At 26.8% G+C, this 19,819-nt stretch carries 18 protein-coding genes and 1 pseudogene; all 19 read left to right on the forward strand.

What is annotated here, in order from left to right:
* The first annotated feature begins 103 nt into the window (after positions 1 to 103).
* Positions 104 to 1,117 carry a UDP-glucose 4-epimerase GalE gene (galE, locus tag BHW04_RS04750; RefSeq protein WP_022212847.1) on the forward strand — a complete coding sequence of 338 codons (1,014 nt, stop codon included), beginning with the start codon at positions 104 to 106 and terminating at the stop codon, positions 1,115 to 1,117.
* Between the two features lie 209 nt (positions 1,118 to 1,326).
* Positions 1,327 to 2,763 carry a flippase gene (locus BHW04_RS04755; protein WP_302653684.1) on the forward strand — a complete coding sequence of 479 codons (1,437 nt, stop codon included), beginning with the start codon at positions 1,327 to 1,329 and terminating at the stop codon, positions 2,761 to 2,763.
* 21 nt (positions 2,764 to 2,784) lie between these two features.
* Positions 2,785 to 3,930, forward strand: a complete 1,146-nt coding sequence (locus tag BHW04_RS04760) for a glycosyltransferase (RefSeq protein ID WP_186834438.1) — start codon at positions 2,785 to 2,787, stop codon at positions 3,928 to 3,930.
* A gap of 121 nt (positions 3,931 to 4,051) precedes the next feature.
* Positions 4,052 to 4,996 carry a glycosyltransferase family 2 protein gene (locus tag BHW04_RS04765; protein ID WP_186834439.1) on the forward strand — a complete coding sequence of 315 codons (945 nt, stop codon included), beginning with the start codon at positions 4,052 to 4,054 and terminating at the stop codon, positions 4,994 to 4,996.
* Positions 4,997 to 5,020: 24 nt separating this feature from the next.
* Positions 5,021 to 6,496 (forward strand): glycosyltransferase family 39 protein, encoded by a 1,476-nt coding sequence (locus BHW04_RS04770; RefSeq protein ID WP_302699079.1) that lies wholly within the window; start codon positions 5,021 to 5,023, stop codon positions 6,494 to 6,496.
* A complete protein-coding gene (locus BHW04_RS04775; RefSeq protein ID WP_302699080.1) occupies positions 6,480 to 6,869 on the forward strand; it encodes a GtrA family protein in 390 nt (129 codons plus the stop codon). Before BHW04_RS04770 ends, BHW04_RS04775 begins: the two co-directional genes overlap by 17 nt.
* A gap of 453 nt (positions 6,870 to 7,322) precedes the next feature.
* Positions 7,323 to 7,973, forward strand: coding sequence for a sugar transferase (locus BHW04_RS04780; RefSeq protein ID WP_302699081.1), 651 nt, complete (start codon positions 7,323 to 7,325; stop codon positions 7,971 to 7,973).
* A gap of 26 nt (positions 7,974 to 7,999) precedes the next feature.
* Positions 8,000 to 8,935 carry a glycosyltransferase family 2 protein gene (locus tag BHW04_RS04785; RefSeq protein WP_302623759.1) on the forward strand — a complete coding sequence of 312 codons (936 nt, stop codon included), beginning with the start codon at positions 8,000 to 8,002 and terminating at the stop codon, positions 8,933 to 8,935.
* 9 nt (positions 8,936 to 8,944) lie between these two features.
* Entirely contained in the window at positions 8,945 to 9,808 is an 864-nt protein-coding gene (gene rfbA / locus BHW04_RS04790) for a glucose-1-phosphate thymidylyltransferase RfbA (protein ID WP_302623758.1), read from the forward strand.
* A 140-nt stretch (positions 9,809 to 9,948) separates the two neighbouring features.
* Positions 9,949 to 10,509: a dTDP-4-dehydrorhamnose 3,5-epimerase gene (gene rfbC, locus BHW04_RS04795; protein ID WP_302623757.1), complete on the forward strand. Its 561-nt coding sequence runs from the start codon at positions 9,949 to 9,951 to the stop codon at positions 10,507 to 10,509.
* A gap of 28 nt (positions 10,510 to 10,537) precedes the next feature.
* Positions 10,538 to 11,446, forward strand: a complete 909-nt coding sequence (gene rfbD, locus BHW04_RS04800; protein ID WP_302699082.1) for a dTDP-4-dehydrorhamnose reductase — start codon at positions 10,538 to 10,540, stop codon at positions 11,444 to 11,446.
* A gap of 4 nt (positions 11,447 to 11,450) precedes the next feature.
* A complete protein-coding gene (gene rfbB, locus BHW04_RS04805) occupies positions 11,451 to 12,503 on the forward strand; it encodes a dTDP-glucose 4,6-dehydratase (RefSeq protein WP_302699083.1) in 1,053 nt (350 codons plus the stop codon).
* Between the two features lie 45 nt (positions 12,504 to 12,548).
* On the forward strand, positions 12,549 to 14,030 hold the full coding sequence (locus BHW04_RS04810) for an O-antigen ligase family protein (protein WP_302699084.1): 1,482 nt from the start codon (positions 12,549 to 12,551) through the stop codon (positions 14,028 to 14,030).
* The gene (locus tag BHW04_RS04815) at positions 13,966 to 14,802 is read left to right on the forward strand and encodes a glycosyltransferase family A protein (RefSeq protein ID WP_302623709.1); all 837 of its coding nucleotides are present in this window, start codon (positions 13,966 to 13,968) and stop codon (positions 14,800 to 14,802) included. The genes BHW04_RS04810 and BHW04_RS04815 overlap by 65 nt, the downstream gene beginning before the upstream one ends.
* A 33-nt stretch (positions 14,803 to 14,835) precedes the next feature.
* Positions 14,836 to 15,789 (forward strand): glycosyltransferase, encoded by a 954-nt coding sequence (locus tag BHW04_RS04820; protein ID WP_302699085.1) that lies wholly within the window; start codon positions 14,836 to 14,838, stop codon positions 15,787 to 15,789.
* A gap of 29 nt (positions 15,790 to 15,818) precedes the next feature.
* Positions 15,819 to 16,853: a CgeB family protein gene (locus tag BHW04_RS04825; protein ID WP_302699086.1), complete on the forward strand. Its 1,035-nt coding sequence runs from the start codon at positions 15,819 to 15,821 to the stop codon at positions 16,851 to 16,853.
* Positions 16,854 to 17,021: 168 nt separating this feature from the next.
* A complete protein-coding gene (locus tag BHW04_RS04830; protein ID WP_022212863.1) occupies positions 17,022 to 17,648 on the forward strand; it encodes a sugar transferase in 627 nt (208 codons plus the stop codon).
* Between the two features lie 113 nt (positions 17,649 to 17,761).
* Complete coding sequence (locus tag BHW04_RS04835) at positions 17,762 to 18,412, forward strand: hypothetical protein (RefSeq protein ID WP_302699087.1); 651 nt, start codon at positions 17,762 to 17,764, stop codon at positions 18,410 to 18,412.
* Between the two features lie 112 nt (positions 18,413 to 18,524).
* Positions 18,525 to 19,819 (forward strand): annotated as a pseudogene (locus tag BHW04_RS04840) (hypothetical protein); the annotation flags it as partial.

Raw genomic sequence — 19,819 nt, forward strand, 5'->3', positions numbered from 1 at the left:
AAAAAGCTTTATTAAATTGATTAATAAAGTTTGATTTATGTAATATGTTAGGTATATAATGTAAATGTAAACAATTTAATGTTTAAAATAGGGAGGTATATAAATGGCCGTTTTAATATCAGGTGGTATGGGATATATAGGAAGCCATACAGCAGTAGAGCTTTTAAATGGAGGTTATGACGTTATTATTGCAGATAACCTTTGTAACAGTAAAGAAATAGTTAAAGAGAGAATAGAAAAGATAACAGGTAAGACTACTAAGTTTTATAATGTTGATTTAACTTTAGAAGATGAAACAGAAAAGATATTCAAAGAAAATAATATAGATTCTGTAATTCACTTTGCAGCTTTAAAGGCAGTAGGTGAATCAGTAGAAAAGCCATTAGAATATTACTATAACAATTTAACAAGTGCACTTGTTATGTTAAAGGTAATGAGAAAGTATAACTGTAAGAATTTTGTATTTAGTTCTTCAGCAACAGTTTATGGAGATGCTAAAGTAGTGCCAATAACTGAAGATTCACCACTTTCAGCAACAAATCCATATGGTCAAACTAAACTTATGATTGAAAATATGCTTAGAGATATCTGCCATGCAGACAAGACTTTAAATGTTGCATTACTTAGATACTTCAATCCAGTAGGAGCTCATAAGAGTGGAACTATTGGAGAAGATCCAAATGGAATTCCAAATAATTTAATGCCATACATCACAAAGGTTGCTGTAGGTCAATTAGAAAAGTTAAGAGTATTTGGTAATGATTATCCAACTCATGATGGTACTGGAGTAAGAGATTATATTCATGTTGTTGACTTAGCTGATGGACATGTTAAAGCATTAAAGAAACTTGAAACTAATCCAGGACTTGTAACATATAATTTAGGAACAGGAAAAGGGTATTCTGTGTTAGATGTAGTTAATGCATTCAGTAAAGCATGTGGAAAAGAAATTCCTTATGAAATAGTAGATAGAAGACCAGGAGATATTGCTACTTGCTATGCAGATCCAACAAAAGCTAATGAAGAGTTAGGTTGGAAGGCTGAAAGAGGAATTGATGAAATGTGTGAAGACTCTTGGAGATGGCAAAGCAATAATCCAAAGGGATATGAAGAATAAACAAATAGTATTTTTTTAGTTAAAGTCTGCTTATTTTAGTATAAATATTGCTGAAATAAGTAGGCTTTTTTGTTTTTTAAATATCTAATTAAAACTTTTATTAACAAATTGGTTATATTATTGACAAATTTAGAGAGTTAATAAATAATTATTTAAGACAATAAATATAGAAAAATAAATAATTATAAAGAATAAGAGGTGCAAGTATTATGACCATGAGCGTTAAGAAGAATTATTTGTATAATTTATTATATCAAATGACTTCAGTTTTATTGCCTGTACTAACAATACCTTATGTATCAAGAGTTTTGTCTGCAGATGGAATAGGTATAAATACTGTTACATATGCAAATACACAGTATTTTATTTTGCTTGGTAGTTTAGGAATAAGTATATATGCAACTAAAAAGATAGCAACTATAAGAGAGAAGAAAGATAAGTTAAAGAAAACTTTTTGGGAGATATTTTCTATTCAATTTACTGGGTGTATTTTGGCTTACATGGTATTTGCTTTAACACTAGGGCAAAGTCACAAATATGGAGTTTTCTATATGCTACAAGGATTTTATATATTAGCAGCTGCTGTTGATATATCTTGGTATTTCCTGGGTATTGAAAATTTTAAAAATGCATCATTAAGAAGTTTTTTTGCCAAAATAATTTCTGTAATATTAATATTTATTTTTGTAAAAACAAGAGATGATTTATGGAAGTATATTTTAATTAATGCAGGAACAATGTTTGTAGGTCAATTAATTATGTGGTTTTATGTCGGTAAGGATATGCTTAAAGTTAAAGAAATTGGTAAATTAAAAATAGCAATGCACATTATGCCTATACTAGCATTATTTGTACCGCAAATAGCTACGCAAGTTTATACAGTTTTAGATAAAACAATGATAGATTTATTTAAGGGGGCAGTAGAAGCAGGATATTATGATCAATCACAAAAGATAGTAAGAATATTATTATCTGTTGTTACTTCTTTAGGTATTGTAATGCTCCCTAGAATTGCTAATCTATTTAGTAAAGATGATTTAAATGAAGTTAAAAAGAGTTTAAGAAAAGCATTTGTTGTAATTAGTTTTTTATCTATACCGATAACTTTTGGTTTAATAGGGATAAGTGATAAATTTGTACCAATACTTTTTGGTAATGAGTTTTTAAGTGTAATTCCATTAACTAAGATTTCACCGGTATTGGTAATAATAATAGGTCTTGGTAATGTTTTTGGTACACAGTATTTACTAGCTATAGGAAAGAATAAAGAATATACAGCATCTGTTTGTATAGGAGCATTAGTTAATTTTTGCTTTAACTTATTATTAATACCACGATTTGCAGCTATGGGAGCAGTAATAGCTACAGTGTCAGCTGAATTATCAATTGCATTAATCCAGTTTTGGTTTGCCAGAGTGGTGTTTGATTTTACTTGGATAAAAGAAACATATAAGTATTGGGTAAGTGGGATATTGATGTTAGCAATTGTAAGATTGGTTGGAAATGTAACACCAATTAGTATTTTATTCCTTGTACTTCAAATAGCGATAGGATCTCTAGTTTATTTTATATCATTAATCATACTAAGAGATAAATTTTTATTTGAAGCAATTGAAAATGTTATAGATAGAATTCGTAAAAGATAATTTATATAAAGAAGGTAAAAAATGATTAAAGTTTTAAAAAAAGTTAACTATTTAAGAAAACAAAGAAATTATAAAAAGTTTATAGATAATATTTTGAAAGTTGTAGATTTTACTCCTATTGAGAATAATGTTCCAGAAAAAGTAGAAAAGATAACTTTTATTATTCCTGGAATGCCATTATATAGTGGAGGTCATACATCAATTTTAAGATTAGGTACTGAATTAAGTAAAAATGGTTATGATGTAAGATATTTTTCAATTTATGATAATGAAAGTCTTGAAGAAATGAAAAGTAATGCAGAAGCTACATTATCAGGATATAAGGGGACTTTTATTAATGGATTAATTGAAGATATTGAAACTGACGTAGTAATTGCAACTCAATGGGATACAGTTTATCATGCAAAAAAAATTGATGGATATAAAATGTATTTTGTACAAGATTATGAGCCATATTTTTATATGTTTGGTGAAGCTTTTATAATTGCACAAAAGACTTATGAATTAGGATTCCATATGATAAGCTTAGGAGCTTGGAATAAGCATATGGTAGAAAGAGAATGCTCAATAATTTCACCAATAGATGTAATTACTTTCCCTTATGAGGGAAAAGAATATTATGATAAAGGTAGAAATTTTGATGAGTATCCTAATAAAAAAGAATTCAATATGGCTGTTTATGTTAAAGATACTGGAAAAAGAGCACCATATATATGTCAACATATGGTTAAAAAGTTGCAGGGCGACTTATTGAAAGATGGTATAACTTTAAATGTTAAATATTATGGTGAATCTACTGACTTTAAATGTGATGGAGGAAAAAATATAGGAAAGCTTACTAAAGAGGAATTGTTAGAGTTATATAATAATTCAGATTTTGGGATGGTTGGATCGTTAACAAATATATCTTTAGTACCATATGAAATGTTAGCTACAGGATTACCTATATTTGAATTTAAGGAGGGAACATTTAATTATTTCTTCCCTAAAGGTTCAGCTTTAGTTACATCATTTGATTATAATGAGTTTTATGAAATGTTTAAAAATGCAATTAATAATCCAAATTTATTAAAAGAAATAAATAAAGTTTCAAAGGAATATTTAAATACTTTAAGTTGGCAAAATACTGGTAAAGAATGTGTTGAAATATTAAAGAACTTGAAATAGGGGGAAGAACTCTATTAGAGTTCTTTTTTAAAGTTTTTTAGAGAATTAATTATTTATGATATAATTTTATAAGTTGTAAAAGAATTAATTTTATAAATTAATATAAAGGAGAGAAAATTTAATGAAAACTATATATTTAGTTTTACCTTGTTATAATGAAGAGGCAGTGCTTCACGAAACATCTGCTAGATTAAAAATTAAAATGAATCAGCTTATTAGTGAAAATAAAATAAGCAAAGATAGTAGAATAACTTTTGTTGATGATGGTAGTAAAGATAATACTTGGAGTATTATTGAAGAACTTAAAGAAAGTGATGAATTATTTGCAGGGATTAAATTATCAAGAAATAGAGGCCATCAAAATGCTTTATTAGCAGGATTAATGACTGTTAAGGATTATTGTGATGCAGCAATCTCTTTAGATGCAGATTTACAAGATGATGTTAATGTAATTGATAAATTTATTGATAGATTTATTGATGGGTGTGATGTAGTTTATGGTGTTAGAAGTGATAGAAAAACAGATACTGTATTTAAAAGAACTACTGCACAAGGATTTTATAAAGTAATGAAACTTTTAGGAGTTGACATAGTTTATAATCATGCGGATTATAGATTAATGAGTAAGAGAGCTTTGGAAGCTTTAGGAGAATTTGAGGAAGTAAATTTATTTTTAAGAGGAATAGTGCCTCTTATAGGATATAGAAGTGATGTGGTTTTATACGAGAGAAGTGAAAGGTTTGCAGGAGAGTCTAAGTATCCACTTAAAAAGATGCTTTCTTTTGCTTTTGAAGGTATAACATCTTTTAGTGTAAAACCTATAAAATTGATATTAAATTTAGGTATGATAATGTTTACAACAAGTTTATTATTTTTAATATATTTTATAACTTTATGGTGTCTTGGCAAAACAGTTGAAGGGTGGGCAACAATTGTTGTATCAATATGGATGTTAGGTGGAATTCAACTCTTATGCTTAGGAATAATAGGGGAGTACATAGGTAAAATTTATATTGAAACTAAAAAGAGACCTAAATTTATAATAGATAAGTTTATAAAAAATTAATTATAGATTTAGGAGGATTTTAATATGAAGTTAAATAGTATAGGAAATATTTTATTAAAAATATTTGCATGTGTTTTTACAATAGTAAGTTTATATTTACTATTTATTAACATTACATCAAATTATGGAAGATTATTTCCTATGAATAAATTAATAGTAGTATTAGGGGCTATAATTATATTAGCTATATTATTAATATTAAAACATACATTTGATAAGTTAGATGATAAAAAATTGATTAAAATTAGTATTTTATTTGGGATAATATTATTAATTTTACAAGTTATTTTTGTTATATATTGCAGAGTTAAACCAAGTTGGGATTTTGGAGTTATATTTTATGACGCTCATAGAATAGCTAATTCAGTATTTGAATTACCAGAATATTATTATAATTTTTATCCCAATAATATTGGTGCACTTCTTATGTATACAGCATTATTTAAATGTATAAGTTTATTTACAACAAATGAAATAGTTTATCTTATTGTGGGGAGCATTTTTAATATAATAATGATAGATGGAGCTTTAGTGCTAACATATATTTTAGTTAAGAAAGTATTTAATTTAAAAATGGCAACATTATTTAGTTTTTTATCTATTTTTATAATTCCATTATTTGCTTATTCTCCAATACTTTATACAGATACAACAACTATGATATTTCCAGTAGCAATATTATTATTTTTATATAATTATAATGAAAGTAAATCATATTATGAGATTTGGAATTTAATAGGTATAGGTGTGTTTGGGGCATTAGGTGTTATATTAAAAACTAATATAATTATTGTGGTAGTTGCTATAATTATATATATATTATGCACTAACAAAATAATAAAAGGTTTGGTTAGTAATTTAATAATTTTGATTTCATTTTTAGTTATATTTTCAGGATATAAGGCTATTGCAAGTTATGTAATGCCTATAAAATATAGTGAAGCAGGACTTCCTATGACTCATTGGATAATGATGGGACTTAAAGGTGATGGCGGTTATAATAAAGAAGATGTAGATTTTACCTCTTCTTTTAAAGATAAAGAAAAAGCTAAGAAGGCTAATATAGAAGAAATTGAAAATAGACTTAGAGATTATGGATTTAAGGGATATTTAGAATTTTTAGATAAAAAAATAAAGTTTACTTGGAATGATGGAACATATTATTCTATTAATAAATTATGTAGACAGCCATTAGAAGATAATAAAGTAGAGGAATATGTAATTGGGGAAAAGAATAATATAATTATTTATATTGCTCAAATGAGTAATTTAGCACTTATAGCCCTTATATTTATTTCTTCAATTGCAGCATTTAAATATAGAGATAAGCATAAAATTGTGCAATGTGTGCAAATAGCTATATTTGGAGTATTTTTATTTTTAGTTATTTGGGAAGCAAGGTCAAGATATTTAGTTTGTATTTTGCCGATGATGATGTTTGCTGCTATAGGAGGATTGTATTCTTTAGTGGGAGGAGAAGATCATGAAATTTATAAATGATGGTGTAATTAGATTTATAAAATTTGGCATGGTTGGAGTAATAAATACATTAGTAAATTGGATAATATTTTTTATTCTAAATGCACTTGGTATGTATTATATACTAGCCAACATTATTGCATATATTTTAGGTACTGTTAATAGTTATTTATGGAATACTTTATGGGTATTTAAATATAAGGATAAGGCATCAACAGAGACAACAATAAAGTTTATTATTTTAAATCTTATTGGACTTGGATTAAATACAGGAATATTATATGTATTAGTTGATTTATGTAATTTAAATAAATTTATAGGGTTGGTTACAACAACAGCAATAGTGATGATTATAAATTATATAGTTAATAAGCTATGGGTATTTAGTAAATGATAGCTAAAGTATAAAAAAAGAGGCCTAAGTGGGCTCTTTTTTTATATCTGTATTAAAAAGTTTCTCTAAGTGCAGTTATATTTTTGGCAACATATATTATTGTATAAGTATCTCCAGTATTATATAATTAATAATACATTAAATAAATAGTTAAATTATTGTTATATAGTTAAAATAAACAAAATTAATAAAAAAGTTACATGCCATAAAGAAAACGATTCCAACGACATTTAATTGACAAAAACATAGCTATTATAGTATCATAATGGATAGCCTTAACAGTTATAATTTGAAATATTAGTAAGTATAAACTACACTAACAATATTAGGTGTGGTTTTTATAATATAGTTGTTTTTTAGAACGTATGTTGTTTGTTAAATATAGAGGAAAACTTTAATGCAACGTTGCAAATAAAGAAAACAATAATAAATCTTTTAAGTGAGGGTTATAATATGAATAATGTAGTTTCTACAGATATTGTAGATAATGAAAAGGTAAGCTTATATTCAATTACAAAGAAGATTATGGATTTGGTTTTATCTTTCATAGGATTAATTTTATTGATTCCTGTATTCTTAATTTTAGCTATCTTAGTTAAACTGGATTCTAAAGGTCCGGTATTTTATGCACATACTAGGAAAGGTAAGAATAGAAATGATATAAAAATATATAAGTTTAGGACTATGTATTCTAATTCAGATGAGATTTTTGAGTCTTTTTCAGATGAGCAAAAAGAGGAGTATTATAAAAATTTTAAATTAGATAACGATCCAAGAGTAACAAAGATTGGAGATTTTCTAAGAAGAACAAGCCTAGATGAAATACCACAATTAGCAAATGTTTTAAAAGGAGACTTAAGCTTAGTTGGTCCTCGTCCTATTGTAGAAAAAGAGATATGCAAATATGGACAATATGCAGATAAGCTTTTTTCAGTGATTCCAGGGGTAACAGGATATTGGCAGGCACATGGAAGAAGTGATACTTCTTATGATGAAAGAATTGAGATGGATATGTATTATATTGATAATAAATCAATATTACTTGATATTAAAATTATGTTTAAAACAGTTATATCTGTTATTAAAAAAGAAGGCGCAGTATAAATTGAAAGTTAAAATGGAGGATTATTATGTCAGTAACAGTAATATGTCCCTTATATAAATCAAAGCAATATATTAATTCATTACATAAATCATTACTTATGCAGGAAGATATAGATTTGAAAGTAATTAAATATATATTAACTGATACAGGTGATGGAGTAGATAAAATAGTAAATGACTTAGAAAAAGCAGAATTAACAATCATATCTATAAGTGATTTTTCACATAGTTTGACAAGAGAAAAAGCAGCAATGGAAAGTGATAGTGATATTATTGTGTTTATAACTCAAGATATTATTATTAAAGATAAAAAGTGGTTATATAAATTATGCAAACCTATTTATGAAGGGAAATGTGAGGCGGCATTTTCAAGACAAATATGTGATAATCAGTCTATTGAAAAATACACAAGAATAAATAATTATCCTAAGGAATCTAGAATTGTATCTAAGAAGGATACAGAAAGATTAGGAATAGTTACTTTCTTTTTCTCAGATGCAGCTTCTGCCGTTAAAAGAGATATATATGTTAAGTTAAATGGTTATGATGGAAAAGATTTATTGACTAATGAAGATATGTATCTTGCATATAAACTTATAAATAACGGTTATAAAATAATGTACAATTCTGAAGCAGAAGTTATTCATTCACATGATTATAAATTTAATGAATTATTTAAACGTTACTTTGATCAAGGAGCGTTTTTAAGTGATAATGCATACCTTACTCAATATGGAGCCAGTGGTAGTGCATTTAAATTACTAAAAGTAGTAGCAGTTGAATCTCTAAAAGATAAGAATTTTAAAGCATTTTTCAATATAATACCAAATTTTGCTGCTAGATTTTTAGGAGATAGAGTTGGAAAAAGATATAAAAAGCTTCCACTAGAGAAAGTGAAGAAGTATTCTGGTAATATAGGTTATTGGAATAGAGTAGAAAACAATTTAAATAAGAAAAGGTAGGTAAAAGATATGAAGGGGATTATATTAGCAGGTGGATCTGGAACAAGACTATATCCGGTAACAAAAGCAATGTCAAAGCAAATGGTTCCGATATATGATAAGCCGATGATTTATTATCCAATGTCAGTTTTAATGCTTGCAGGAATAAGGGATATATTAATAATATCAACACCAAGAGATATTATTAATTTCAAAGAATTATTTAAAGATGGAAGTGAATTTGGATTAAATATAGAATATGCAGTACAAGAACATCCAAATGGATTAGCAGAAGCATTTATCATAGGAGAAGAATTCATTGGCGACGATTCAGTGGCAATGATATTAGGAGATAATATTTTCTATGGACAAAGCTTCACAAGTCATTTAGAGAATGCAGCAAAACTGGAAAAAGGAGCAACTGTTTTTGGATATTATGTTCAGGATCCAAGAGCATTTGGCGTGGTTGGTTTTGATGAAAAAGGTAAGGTTACTTCATTAGAAGAAAAGCCAGAGCATCCAAAATCAAAATATGCAGTACCAGGGCTTTACTTCTATGATAACTCAGTAGTGGAAAAAGCTAAGAATATAAAGCCTTCTGAAAGAGGAGAATTAGAAATAACTGATTTAAACAAAGTATATATGGAAGAAGGAACTTTAACAGTAGAGTTATTAGGTAGAGGAATGGCATGGCTTGATACAGGAACTCACACATCTATGCTAAAGGCATCAAATTTTGTTGAAGCAGTGCAAACTACACAAGGAACTTACATAGCTTGCTTAGAAGAAATATCATATAGACAGGGATGGATATCTAAAGAACAAGTTATAGAGTTAGCAAAGCCGCTTATGAAAACTGGATATGGTAAATATCTTATGGATATAATTGAATAGTAATTAAGTGGTATAAGATAATTATGGATTTAATTAAAAAAATAGTGAAATAAATATCAATGAAGGCATTAGGAATTATTGCAGTTGTTTTAGTATACAATGCATTTCCTTATTTATTAAGAAAAGGAAAGTGATATTAAATGGGTAATTTTAGATTTATAGAAACAAAGATTCCGGATCTTTATATTATAGAGCCAAAGGTATTTGGTGATAATAGAGGTTACTTTATGGAAAGTTATAGTAAGAAGGATTTTGAAAAAGCAGGTCTAACTATGAACTTTGTACAAGATAATGAATCAAGATCAAGTAAGGGAGTACTTAGAGGATTACACTTCCAAACGAAGCATACTCAAGGTAAGTTAGTAAGATGTACTGAAGGAGAAGTTTGGGATGTTGCTGTAGATTTAAGAAAGGGTTCACCTACTTATGGTCAATGGGAAGGTGTGTATTTATCAGCTGAGAATAAAAGACAATTTTATGTTCCGGAAGGATTTGCTCACGGGTTTGTAGTTTTATCAGATGTTGCAACTTTTAATTACAAGTGCACTGATTTTTATGCTCCAGAATATGATGGTGGAATTCCGTGGAATGATAAAAATATTAACATACAGTGGCCAATAGAAGGTTTGGACATATTATTGTCAGAAAAAGATAAAAATCATAAACAATTAAAAGAACAAGACCTTCCTTTTGTATATTAAAAATAATGAGAGGTATGGAGGAAAAGTTATGAAAATAGTTATAACAGGTGCTAATGGGCAACTTGGAAAAGAACTTCAAAAGATAATAAGAACAGGTAAATCAGAAATTGGAGAAATATCTAAAAGTGTAGCTTCATCTGAGGTTTTTGCAGCAGATGTTGATGTTTTAGATATAACAAAGCTTGATAATGTGAGAGCTTATTTAAATGATATTAAACCAGATGTAGTAATAAACTGTGCAGCATTTACTAATGTTGATGGTTGTGAAGAAAATTATGATGCAGCATTTAAGGTAAATGCAATAGGACCAAGAAACTTAGCTATGGTTTGTGAAGAGTTAGGTTCTAAGCTTGTAAATGTATCTACTGATTATGTTTTTGATGGTAAGCTAAGGGAAACTCAATTAAGAGAATATGATAAGGTAGAGCCACAAAGTGTTTATGGAACGACTAAATTACAAGGTGAAAACTATGTAAGAGAGTTTTCGTCTAAGTATTATATAGTAAGAACAGCATGGCTTTATGGATATGAAGGAAATAACTTTGTATACACTATGATGAGACTTGGAAAAGATAAAGATTCAATAACTGTTGTTAATGATCAAAAAGGTAATCCAACATCTGCAAATGATTTAGCATATCATATTTTAAAACTTATTGAAACGGAAGAATATGGTGTATACCACTGTACAGCAAAAGGTGAATGTACATGGTATGATTTCGCTAAGAGAATTATGGAACTTGCAGGATTAAACTGTGTTGTTAATCCTATTTCAACTGAGGATTATATAAAAGGTCTTAATAAGAAAATAGCTAAAAGACCAACTTATTCATCACTTGATAATATGATGCTTAGATGTACAGTTGGTGATGACATGAGAAATTGGGAAGAAGAACTAGAAACTTTCATGGAAAATATTAAGAATAAGGGAGAATAGTGAAATGAAAACATATTTAGTGACAGGTGGAGCAGGATTTATAGGTTCAAATTTTGTATTATATATGCTAAAAAAATACCAAAACATAAGAATAATAAACTTAGATAAGTTAACTTATGCAGGAAATTTAGAAAATTTAAAGTCAATCCAAGATGACCCTAGACATATATTTGTGCACGGAGATATTTGTGATGCAGAATTAGTATCATCATTATTTGAAAAGTATGAAATAAACTATGTAGCTCATTTTGCAGCAGAATCACATGTTGATAGAAGTATAAGAGAGCCAGAAGTATTTGCTAAGACAAATGTAATGGGAACAGTTAATCTTTTAAATTGTGCAAGAAATGCATGGGAAAATGAAGATGGAACTTACAAAGAAGGAGTTAAGTTCTTACATGTTTCAACTGATGAAGTTTATGGTTCACTAGGAGAAACAGGATATTTCATGGAAACAACGCCGCTTGATCCACATAGTCCATATTCATCAAGTAAGGCAGGATCAGATCTAATGGTTAAGGCATATCATGATACATATAAAATGCCAATGAATATAACAAGATGTTCAAATAACTATGGTCCATTCCAATTCCCAGAAAAGTTAATACCATTATTAATTAATAACTGCTTAGATCACAAAGATTTACCAGTATACGGTGATGGAATGAATATAAGAGACTGGTTATTCGTTGAAGATCATGCTAAAGCAATTGATATGGTAATAAACAACGGAAGAGTAGGAGAAGTTTACAACGTTGGAGGACACAACGAAAGAACTAATATCCAAATAGTTAAGACAGTTATTGAATACTTAAATGAAAATGTTGATAAGGAAATAACAGAAACATTAATTAAGCATGTTGAAGATAGAAAAGGTCACGATAGAAGATACGGAATTGACCCAACAAAGATAAAAGAAGAATTAGGATGGTATCCAGAAACTGCTTTTGAAGTTGGTATAAAGAAGACTATTCAATGGTACTTAGATAACCAAGAATGGATGAAGAATGTTACATCTGGAGAATATCAAAATTATTACAATAAAATGTACAAATAAATATAATAAGTATAAGTAGAGGTAGGTTAATTAGGAGTATAAATTATGATAGAAGAGAAAAATGAGATTTATAAATTAGTATATGTACTAATGGCTTTAGCTATACTTTTAATTCCTTTTAATAATTTACCATATCTAAATAATATATTAAAAGAATTATCATTTAGTGCTACATCTTATCCTATGTTGATATTGATGACAATTATGGCTATTTATATATTAAAGGAATCGAAGGTTGTTAAAGTTAAAGATAAAAGTATTTATATATTAATAACTTTTGTAATTTTATGTTTTATATTTTCAGTACTTAACATTAGTGATATAATGACAAATTCATTTAAAGGGAAAACAGGAATAAGAAGATTTGTATTTCAATATCCAATGCTTGTTTTTGGAGCTATAACTAGTTATTGTTTTTATTATTTTTTAAGAAAAACTAAAATAATATTATGGACTATAAGAAGATGGATTTTATTTTCTACTATAATAGCAAGTGCCTACGGATTTCTTGAAATGCTTAATATGTTAAATATTATAGACACCAGTGAAATATTAAAAGCAGTATCAAATGTAATTCAACTATATGCTAGAGGAGAATTATATCCTAGAGGTATAAGAACAGTTTGTGGAGAAGCATCTTATTTTGGTATGTATGCAGCATTTGTTCTTCCATGGATTTTAAGTTATATTTATACGGAAAAGGAATATTGGAAAAAAGGAATAGCAGTTGTATATGCACTATATTTTATAGCTTTAGTTTTATTATCAAAATCAAGAATGGGATTACTTATTTTTTGGTTAGAATTTATTATTTTTTCAATTGGAATAATTATCATGAAAGGTAATTGGAAGAAAAAGATTATAACAGTTCTTTTATTCCCATTGGTATTTTTAACATCTAACATAGTTAATAAAGTTGGATTCAATGAAGATGTGAAATATGAAAATACTGCATCAAATGCAACTGTTGGAGCAGTAGTAGAGTCCTTAAATGATGAAAATAATATGTCTAATGTAGCTAGGTTTTCAATGATGAAAGCTGCTTTCAGAATAGGAAATCAACACTTATTAACAGGTGTAGGTGTAGGACAATATGCTTTTTATGCTACAGATAATGTTGAATCAGATGATTATAGATCAAGTGAAGTTACTAGATGGTTAGATCCAAATCAAACTCAATATTGGCCTACTGTATTTGCATTACATGCTAGAATATATGCTGAAAATGGAATAATATGCTTTTTAATTTGGGTAGCATTATGGGCATATATTGGTATATCCTTATTAATTAGATATATTAAGTATAACGATATTAAAACTTTGATTTTAATGTCAAGTGTAGCAGGTGTTTTATTAGCATGCTTTAATATTGACACATATATATATTATCCATTATGGATTCTTATAGGATTGTATTGGAGATTTGGAAAAGAAAATATAGAGGAAAACAGTGGTGAAAGAGATGAAGAGATTTTCTTTAATTATGGCGACTTATGGAAGAGAAAGAGAGGTAGAAAGCTTTCTTAATAGTCTTAAAAAATCAAATTATGATTTATCTTTAGTTGAAGTAATTATAGTTGATCAAAATGATAAGATTGATTTAAATCATATAATAGAAAGACATAATGATTTAAATATTAAGCATATTAAATCAACAGTTAAAGGATTAGCTAAAAATAGAAATATTGGTTTAGAAGAGAGTCATGAAGGAATAGTTGCTTTTCCAGATGATGACTGTGAATATCTACCAGATACATTGAATATTATAAGTAATATTTTTGAATCTAATTCGGAAATTGACGTAGTTATGGGAAGAATAGTTGAAAGAGATGGTTCAGATTCATTAAGAAAGTGGCCTAAAGAAGAAATAAAAATCAGTAAATCTAATTTTTATACTAAATGTTCATCAGTAACTATGTTTTATAGAAATGGTTCTTCTTTAAGATTTAATGAAAAGTTAGGTGCAGGTAATTATTTAGGCTCATGTGAAGATAGTGATATACTTTATAGAGCTTTAAAGAGTAGTAAGAATATAGTATATAAACCAGAAGTGCAGATATATCATCCTCATTACAGTTCAGATACAAATATGAATGAAGGAAAAGTTAAAAGTTATGGCTTGGGTTTTGGAGCTTTTTGTAAATTTAACTTTGACTTTAATATATGTATTCTTTTTATTAAAGCAGAGGTATTCCATGTATTAAATACTATTATAGGAATATGTACATTTAATAAAGAAAAAATAAGAAAAGGATATATTGCATTTTCATCAAGATTAAAGGGACTTACCGTTGGGTAGTCCCTATATAAGCTTTTTAAGGTGGTGAATTATATGAAAGAAATAGATGTATCTGTTATATTATCAGCGTATAATGAGGAAGAGCGCTGGTTTAGGGAAGCTGTGGAATCAATTATAAATCAAAGCTATGAAAACTTTGAATTTATTCTTATATTAGATAATCCTAATAATACTTTATTAGAAGGAATAATAAATGAATATTGTAATAAAGATAATAGAATAGTCTACATAAAGAATGAAAAGAATTTAGGATTAGTAAAAAGTTTAAATAAAGGCTTAGAATATGCAAAAGGTAAGTACATAGCTAGAATGGATGCTGATGATATTGCAAATGTTGATCGATTAAAAAAACAATATGAGTTTATGGAAGATAATAAGGACATAGACTTAATTGGAACCAGTGTTGACTTCATTGATGAAAATAATTGTATAATTCAGAAAAATACTTTTGTTGTAAAGAATAGTGATAAAATTAAAGATTATTTAAAATATACTAATGTTGTTATACATCCAACATTTTTCTTTAGAAAAAGTATTTTGCAAAAAGTAAATGGGTATAGAGAAATTTTATTTGCTGAGGATTATGATTTTATTTGCCGTGTTGTTGCCGCTGGATATAAAGTTAGTAATTTATCGGAATCATTATTACAATATAGAATAAGAAAGAATAGTATTTCAAGAGATAAAACATTAGCACAGATATATAATGCTTTTTATTTAAAAAAATTATATAAGGAAAGACTGAAGTGCGGAAAAGATAGTTACTCTATAGATGGGTTGTATTCTGAAGATAAGATATCAAAAAAAGAAATAAGAAACTTTGATAAGTCGGAGCAATTAAAATCTACAGCTGATAATAAAAGAAAAAATGGTAAAGCATTAGAGCGAAAAATAATTTTTGCATATTCCAAAATTATATCTAAATATGCAAGAAGGAATGCCATGTGCACAGCTTGGTATAAGATACTTGCAAAAATGTATGAATAAAATAAATATGTTTTTTAGAAAGGTAAGAAATGAGCAAAAAAGAAGTTTTAATTGTAGGACCTAATTTTTATGGTTATAATGAAAGTGTTGCTAAAGCTTTTCAAGTTAAAGGCTTTAAAACTAATATAATAAATTTTGAAGAAGAAAATATTCCAGTTACAGGGAATAAACTTGTAGATAAATTTTTACTTAAAGCTAAAAGAGAATATTATGTAAATGAATATGGTAAAAAAGTTAATCAGGAAATAATTGATTTTGTTGATAAGAATAATATAAAAAATATAGTTGTAATTAAAGGGAGCTATATTACTAGAGAAACTTTAGAATATATTAAGAAAAAAGGATGTAAACTGATAATGTGGATGATGGACTCTGTATATAGAGAGAGTCAATCAATGGATACTTTAGAATTATATGATTTTAGATTTATGTTTGAAAAAACCGATATAAAAAAGTTGCAAGAAACAAAGAATATAGATAGCTATTTTCTTCCTCTATGTTATGATAATTTTGTTTATGATGTTAAAGGAATTAAAAGAAGTATAGATATTTCTTTTGTAGGTAGTTTTGCAAACTATGAGCATAGAGTAATATTATTTGAAAAAATAATAGAGGAATTTAAATATTGTAATATTGAAATTTATGGTAAGTATTTAATGCCTAGTAAGCCAAAGAGATATATTAAATATTACTTAAAAGGATATAGAAAATATTTCAAAAATAGATTTTTATCACCTAAAGAAGTAAGTAATTTATATTCTAGATCAAAGATATGTATTAATATACATAATAAACAATCTAAAGAAGGATGTAATCCGAGATTTTTTGAAATAATAGGTACAAAATCTTTCGAATTAGTAGATAATATAGAATATATACAAAAGAATTTTAATGATTATACTGTTATTTATAAAGATACAGATGATTTAATAAATAAAATTAGATTTTATTTAAACCATGAACAAGATAGAGAGTGCATTATAGATAAAGGATATGAATATATTTCCCAAAATCATACTTTTATAAATAGAATAGAAGAAATTATTTCTATATGTGATATATAATATGATATAAGTATTTATGACTATTTTACATTAGTTCTTTTTTTCAATATAAATATTAATATTTTCTTAAAAATAATATTTTTCTTTATTACAAGAAGAATTAATAATATAATATATATGTTATTTTGAGTAGCGTTTAAGCGTAGGAAGAATTTAGGGAGGAATTTTATGGCTAATTCAGTGAGGAAAAAAGTATATTTAGCAATAAAAAGGTTAATTGACATAATAGGTTCTTTAATTGGCATAATATTATTAAGTCCCATATATATTATTATTGCAATTTTAATTAAATTTGATTCACCAGGAAAAATTGTTTTTGGACATACAAGAAAAGGTAAAGGTGGAAAGGATATAAAAGTTTATAAATTTAGAACTATGTATTCAAATGCAAATGAAATTTTTGAAAGTTTCACTTCTGAGCAAAAAGAAGAGTATTATAAGAATTTTAAACTAGATAATGATCCAAGAGTAACAAAACTTGGAGGTTTTTTAAGAAAGACAAGTTTAGATGAACTACCACAATTATTTAATATATTAAAAGGTGATATGACTATTATTGGACCAAGACCAATTGTAGAAAAAGAAATATCGAAATATGGAAATAAGGCAGAGAAGTTATTTTCAGTTGTACCAGGATTAGCAGGATATTGGCAGGCAAATGGTAGAAGTGATACTACATATGAAGAACGTGTTGAAATGGATATGTATTATATTGATAATATGTCATTTTATCTTGATGTAAAAATTTTATTTCAAACAGCAATTTCAGTATTAAAAGGTGAGGGTGCTATATAAGGAGTTAACTATTGTTAGCTCTTTTTTTGTTTTATATAGTATATAGAAATTTAAATTAAAACAATTTTAGTTTAGTAAAAATAAATCGATAATAGATTAAGAGGTGAAGTAAAATGAAGAAAAAATTTATTATATTTTTAATAATTGTATCAATATTTACATTGGTATCTTGTTCTAATGAAACAAATAAAAGTGAAAGTAGTATAGATAAAACTGTAGAAGATAATTCAGTATCAGCAGATAAAGAAGTATCTCAAAAAGAGGAAAATAAGGAAGAAAAGAATAAAGAAGAAGTAAATAATGAAAGCAAGGAAAATGTAGAAGAAAATAAAATAGATAGTAACAGTATTGATGATAATATAAATGAAAAAGAAAAAAAATATAATGATAAATATAATATAATAAAAGATTTAATTGAAAATAAAAAGATGACTATAAAAAATTCTAATTATAGAGAAATTGAAGCAGAAAATGGATTAGGAGAAAATATAGTATATAAACTTAATGAAAATAATAAAATTGTCATAAGTTCTTCTGTAAGATTAACAACTATATTAAATGATGGAAAGTATGATATTAGTGGAAGCATATTTAGTAATATTTTAATTGAAGTATTAAATGATAGTAAATATATAAAAGATATAAATGAAGCAATTGGAAATTATTTTACTGAAGAAAAAGATATTTATACAAAAGATATTAATGAATTAAAAATAGATGTAAGTCAAGAATTTGATTTTATAAAAATAACAGTAACAGTTTAATATTATATTAAATAAGCTTATATTATTTTAAAATTATATTCACCAATTGGACATTTTATGGTATATTTATAATTGTCTGTTAATTAAATAATTTAACGAAAGGAGGGATAATTTGAAGAAGATAGCTTTAATGATGACTACATTATTTGCATTAACTAATATAGTGGTGCCATCTACAGCAAGTTATGCTCTTAATAATATAGAGAGTGTTAAAGTTTTGGATGAAAATAGTAATTCTAATGAAATAATAGAAGAAAATTTATCGGAAGAAAATACTGAAGAAGATATGGAAAATATTATCAGTGAAAATGTAGAAAATAATGTGGGAAATCAAGAAGATATTGAAGCTTTAGAAGAAGTCACTGAAGATTTAAATATTAATAATGAGTCTGATATTTCAAATGATGAAGCCCAAAAAAAGAAGGAAATTTCTAAATCTATTGATAATAATATTTATGAAAAAGTAAAGAAGAATCCAAAGGAATTAAATGATTTTGAAAGTGATATTCAATTAGTTGCTAGTGAGAGATCAAGAACTACACGTGAATCAATAGTTGATGATGATATTTATATTGCCGCAGAAGATGTAGAATATCATGTTAAAGCTGAAGGTGATGAAGTTATACTTGTTGGTGAGTATACAGATGGTACAATTGAAACAAGTAAAGAAGTAGCAATTTATGATGATGCATTAATTGAACAGCTTGAGCAAGAAGAATTTAAAGCTAACTATGAAAATGCATTAAATTTTGAGTATTTAGTTAAGAAAACTGATGCTAATTATGAAATTGTAGAAGCATATTCAGATGGAAGTTTTAAGTATATAGAAAGTGCAGATACTATTGGTGAGGCAATGAGTATTGCATTAAATGAATATGAAAGTGATGAGGCAATTCCATGTGTAATTGATAATTATGGTGTTGTAGTATATTCTACAAATGCTATGGCAAGATTTTTTAAGCATACAAATGGAAAGGTTGATAATTCTAACGTTACTTTATTATATCAAAACTCTAATCTTTCGGGGGTAACCAATTATATTAATCATAATTATGTTGATGATGCTCCTATTTTAGAGGATAATGGTAATGCTGTTAGGGTAATGGTTAATGGATATAAGGGTTGGACTAAAAAGGATACTAATACTGGTACATATGACGCGGTAATAGTTCCAATGAATCAAGTAACTAATCCTAGTTATTATACTGTAAACAATGGACAACTTCAACATTATATTACTACAGATATAACTGCAAAAAGTGGAACTTCAGGGAGTTTTAGAACAGTTGGTGTAGCACCAAGTTATTTAAGTGAAGGTGTAAAATATTATAGTTATGACGCTAGATATTTTTATACAAATTTACATACATTAATTAATGATATGAAAGGAAATTCATATTTTAATGC

The organism is Clostridium sp. 29_15 (assembly GCF_001916075.1).
Classification (GTDB): Bacteria; Bacillota; Clostridia; order Clostridiales; family Clostridiaceae; genus Clostridium; species Clostridium lentum.

Bases quoted from the DNA above. Each gene is read 5' to 3' on its own strand.
- BHW04_RS04785 (WP_302623759.1), top strand. From the start codon at position 8,000: ATGTCAGTAACAGTAATATGTCCCTTATATAAATCAAAGCAATATATT.
- BHW04_RS04820 (WP_302699085.1), top strand. From the start codon at position 14,836: ATGAAAGAAATAGATGTATCTGTTATATTATCAGCGTATAATGAGGAA.
- BHW04_RS04830 (WP_022212863.1), top strand. From the start codon at position 17,022: ATGGCTAATTCAGTGAGGAAAAAAGTATATTTAGCAATAAAAAGGTTA.
- BHW04_RS04760 (WP_186834438.1), top strand. From the start codon at position 2,785: ATGATTAAAGTTTTAAAAAAAGTTAACTATTTAAGAAAACAAAGAAAT.
- rfbB (WP_302699083.1), top strand. From the start codon at position 11,451: ATGAAAACATATTTAGTGACAGGTGGAGCAGGATTTATAGGTTCAAAT.
- galE (WP_022212847.1), top strand. From the start codon at position 104: ATGGCCGTTTTAATATCAGGTGGTATGGGATATATAGGAAGCCATACA.
- rfbA (WP_302623758.1), top strand. From the start codon at position 8,945: ATGAAGGGGATTATATTAGCAGGTGGATCTGGAACAAGACTATATCCG.
- BHW04_RS04765 (WP_186834439.1), top strand. From the start codon at position 4,052: ATGAAAACTATATATTTAGTTTTACCTTGTTATAATGAAGAGGCAGTG.
- BHW04_RS04780 (WP_302699081.1), top strand. From the start codon at position 7,323: ATGAATAATGTAGTTTCTACAGATATTGTAGATAATGAAAAGGTAAGC.
- BHW04_RS04770 (WP_302699079.1), top strand. From the start codon at position 5,021: ATGAAGTTAAATAGTATAGGAAATATTTTATTAAAAATATTTGCATGT.
- BHW04_RS04825 (WP_302699086.1), top strand. From the start codon at position 15,819: ATGAGCAAAAAAGAAGTTTTAATTGTAGGACCTAATTTTTATGGTTAT.
- BHW04_RS04755 (WP_302653684.1), top strand. From the start codon at position 1,327: ATGACCATGAGCGTTAAGAAGAATTATTTGTATAATTTATTATATCAA.
- BHW04_RS04835 (WP_302699087.1), top strand. From the start codon at position 17,762: ATGAAGAAAAAATTTATTATATTTTTAATAATTGTATCAATATTTACA.
- BHW04_RS04810 (WP_302699084.1), top strand. From the start codon at position 12,549: ATGATAGAAGAGAAAAATGAGATTTATAAATTAGTATATGTACTAATG.
- BHW04_RS04775 (WP_302699080.1), top strand. From the start codon at position 6,480: ATGAAATTTATAAATGATGGTGTAATTAGATTTATAAAATTTGGCATG.
- rfbC (WP_302623757.1), top strand. From the start codon at position 9,949: ATGGGTAATTTTAGATTTATAGAAACAAAGATTCCGGATCTTTATATT.
- BHW04_RS04815 (WP_302623709.1), top strand. From the start codon at position 13,966: ATGAAGAGATTTTCTTTAATTATGGCGACTTATGGAAGAGAAAGAGAG.
- rfbD (WP_302699082.1), top strand. From the start codon at position 10,538: ATGAAAATAGTTATAACAGGTGCTAATGGGCAACTTGGAAAAGAACTT.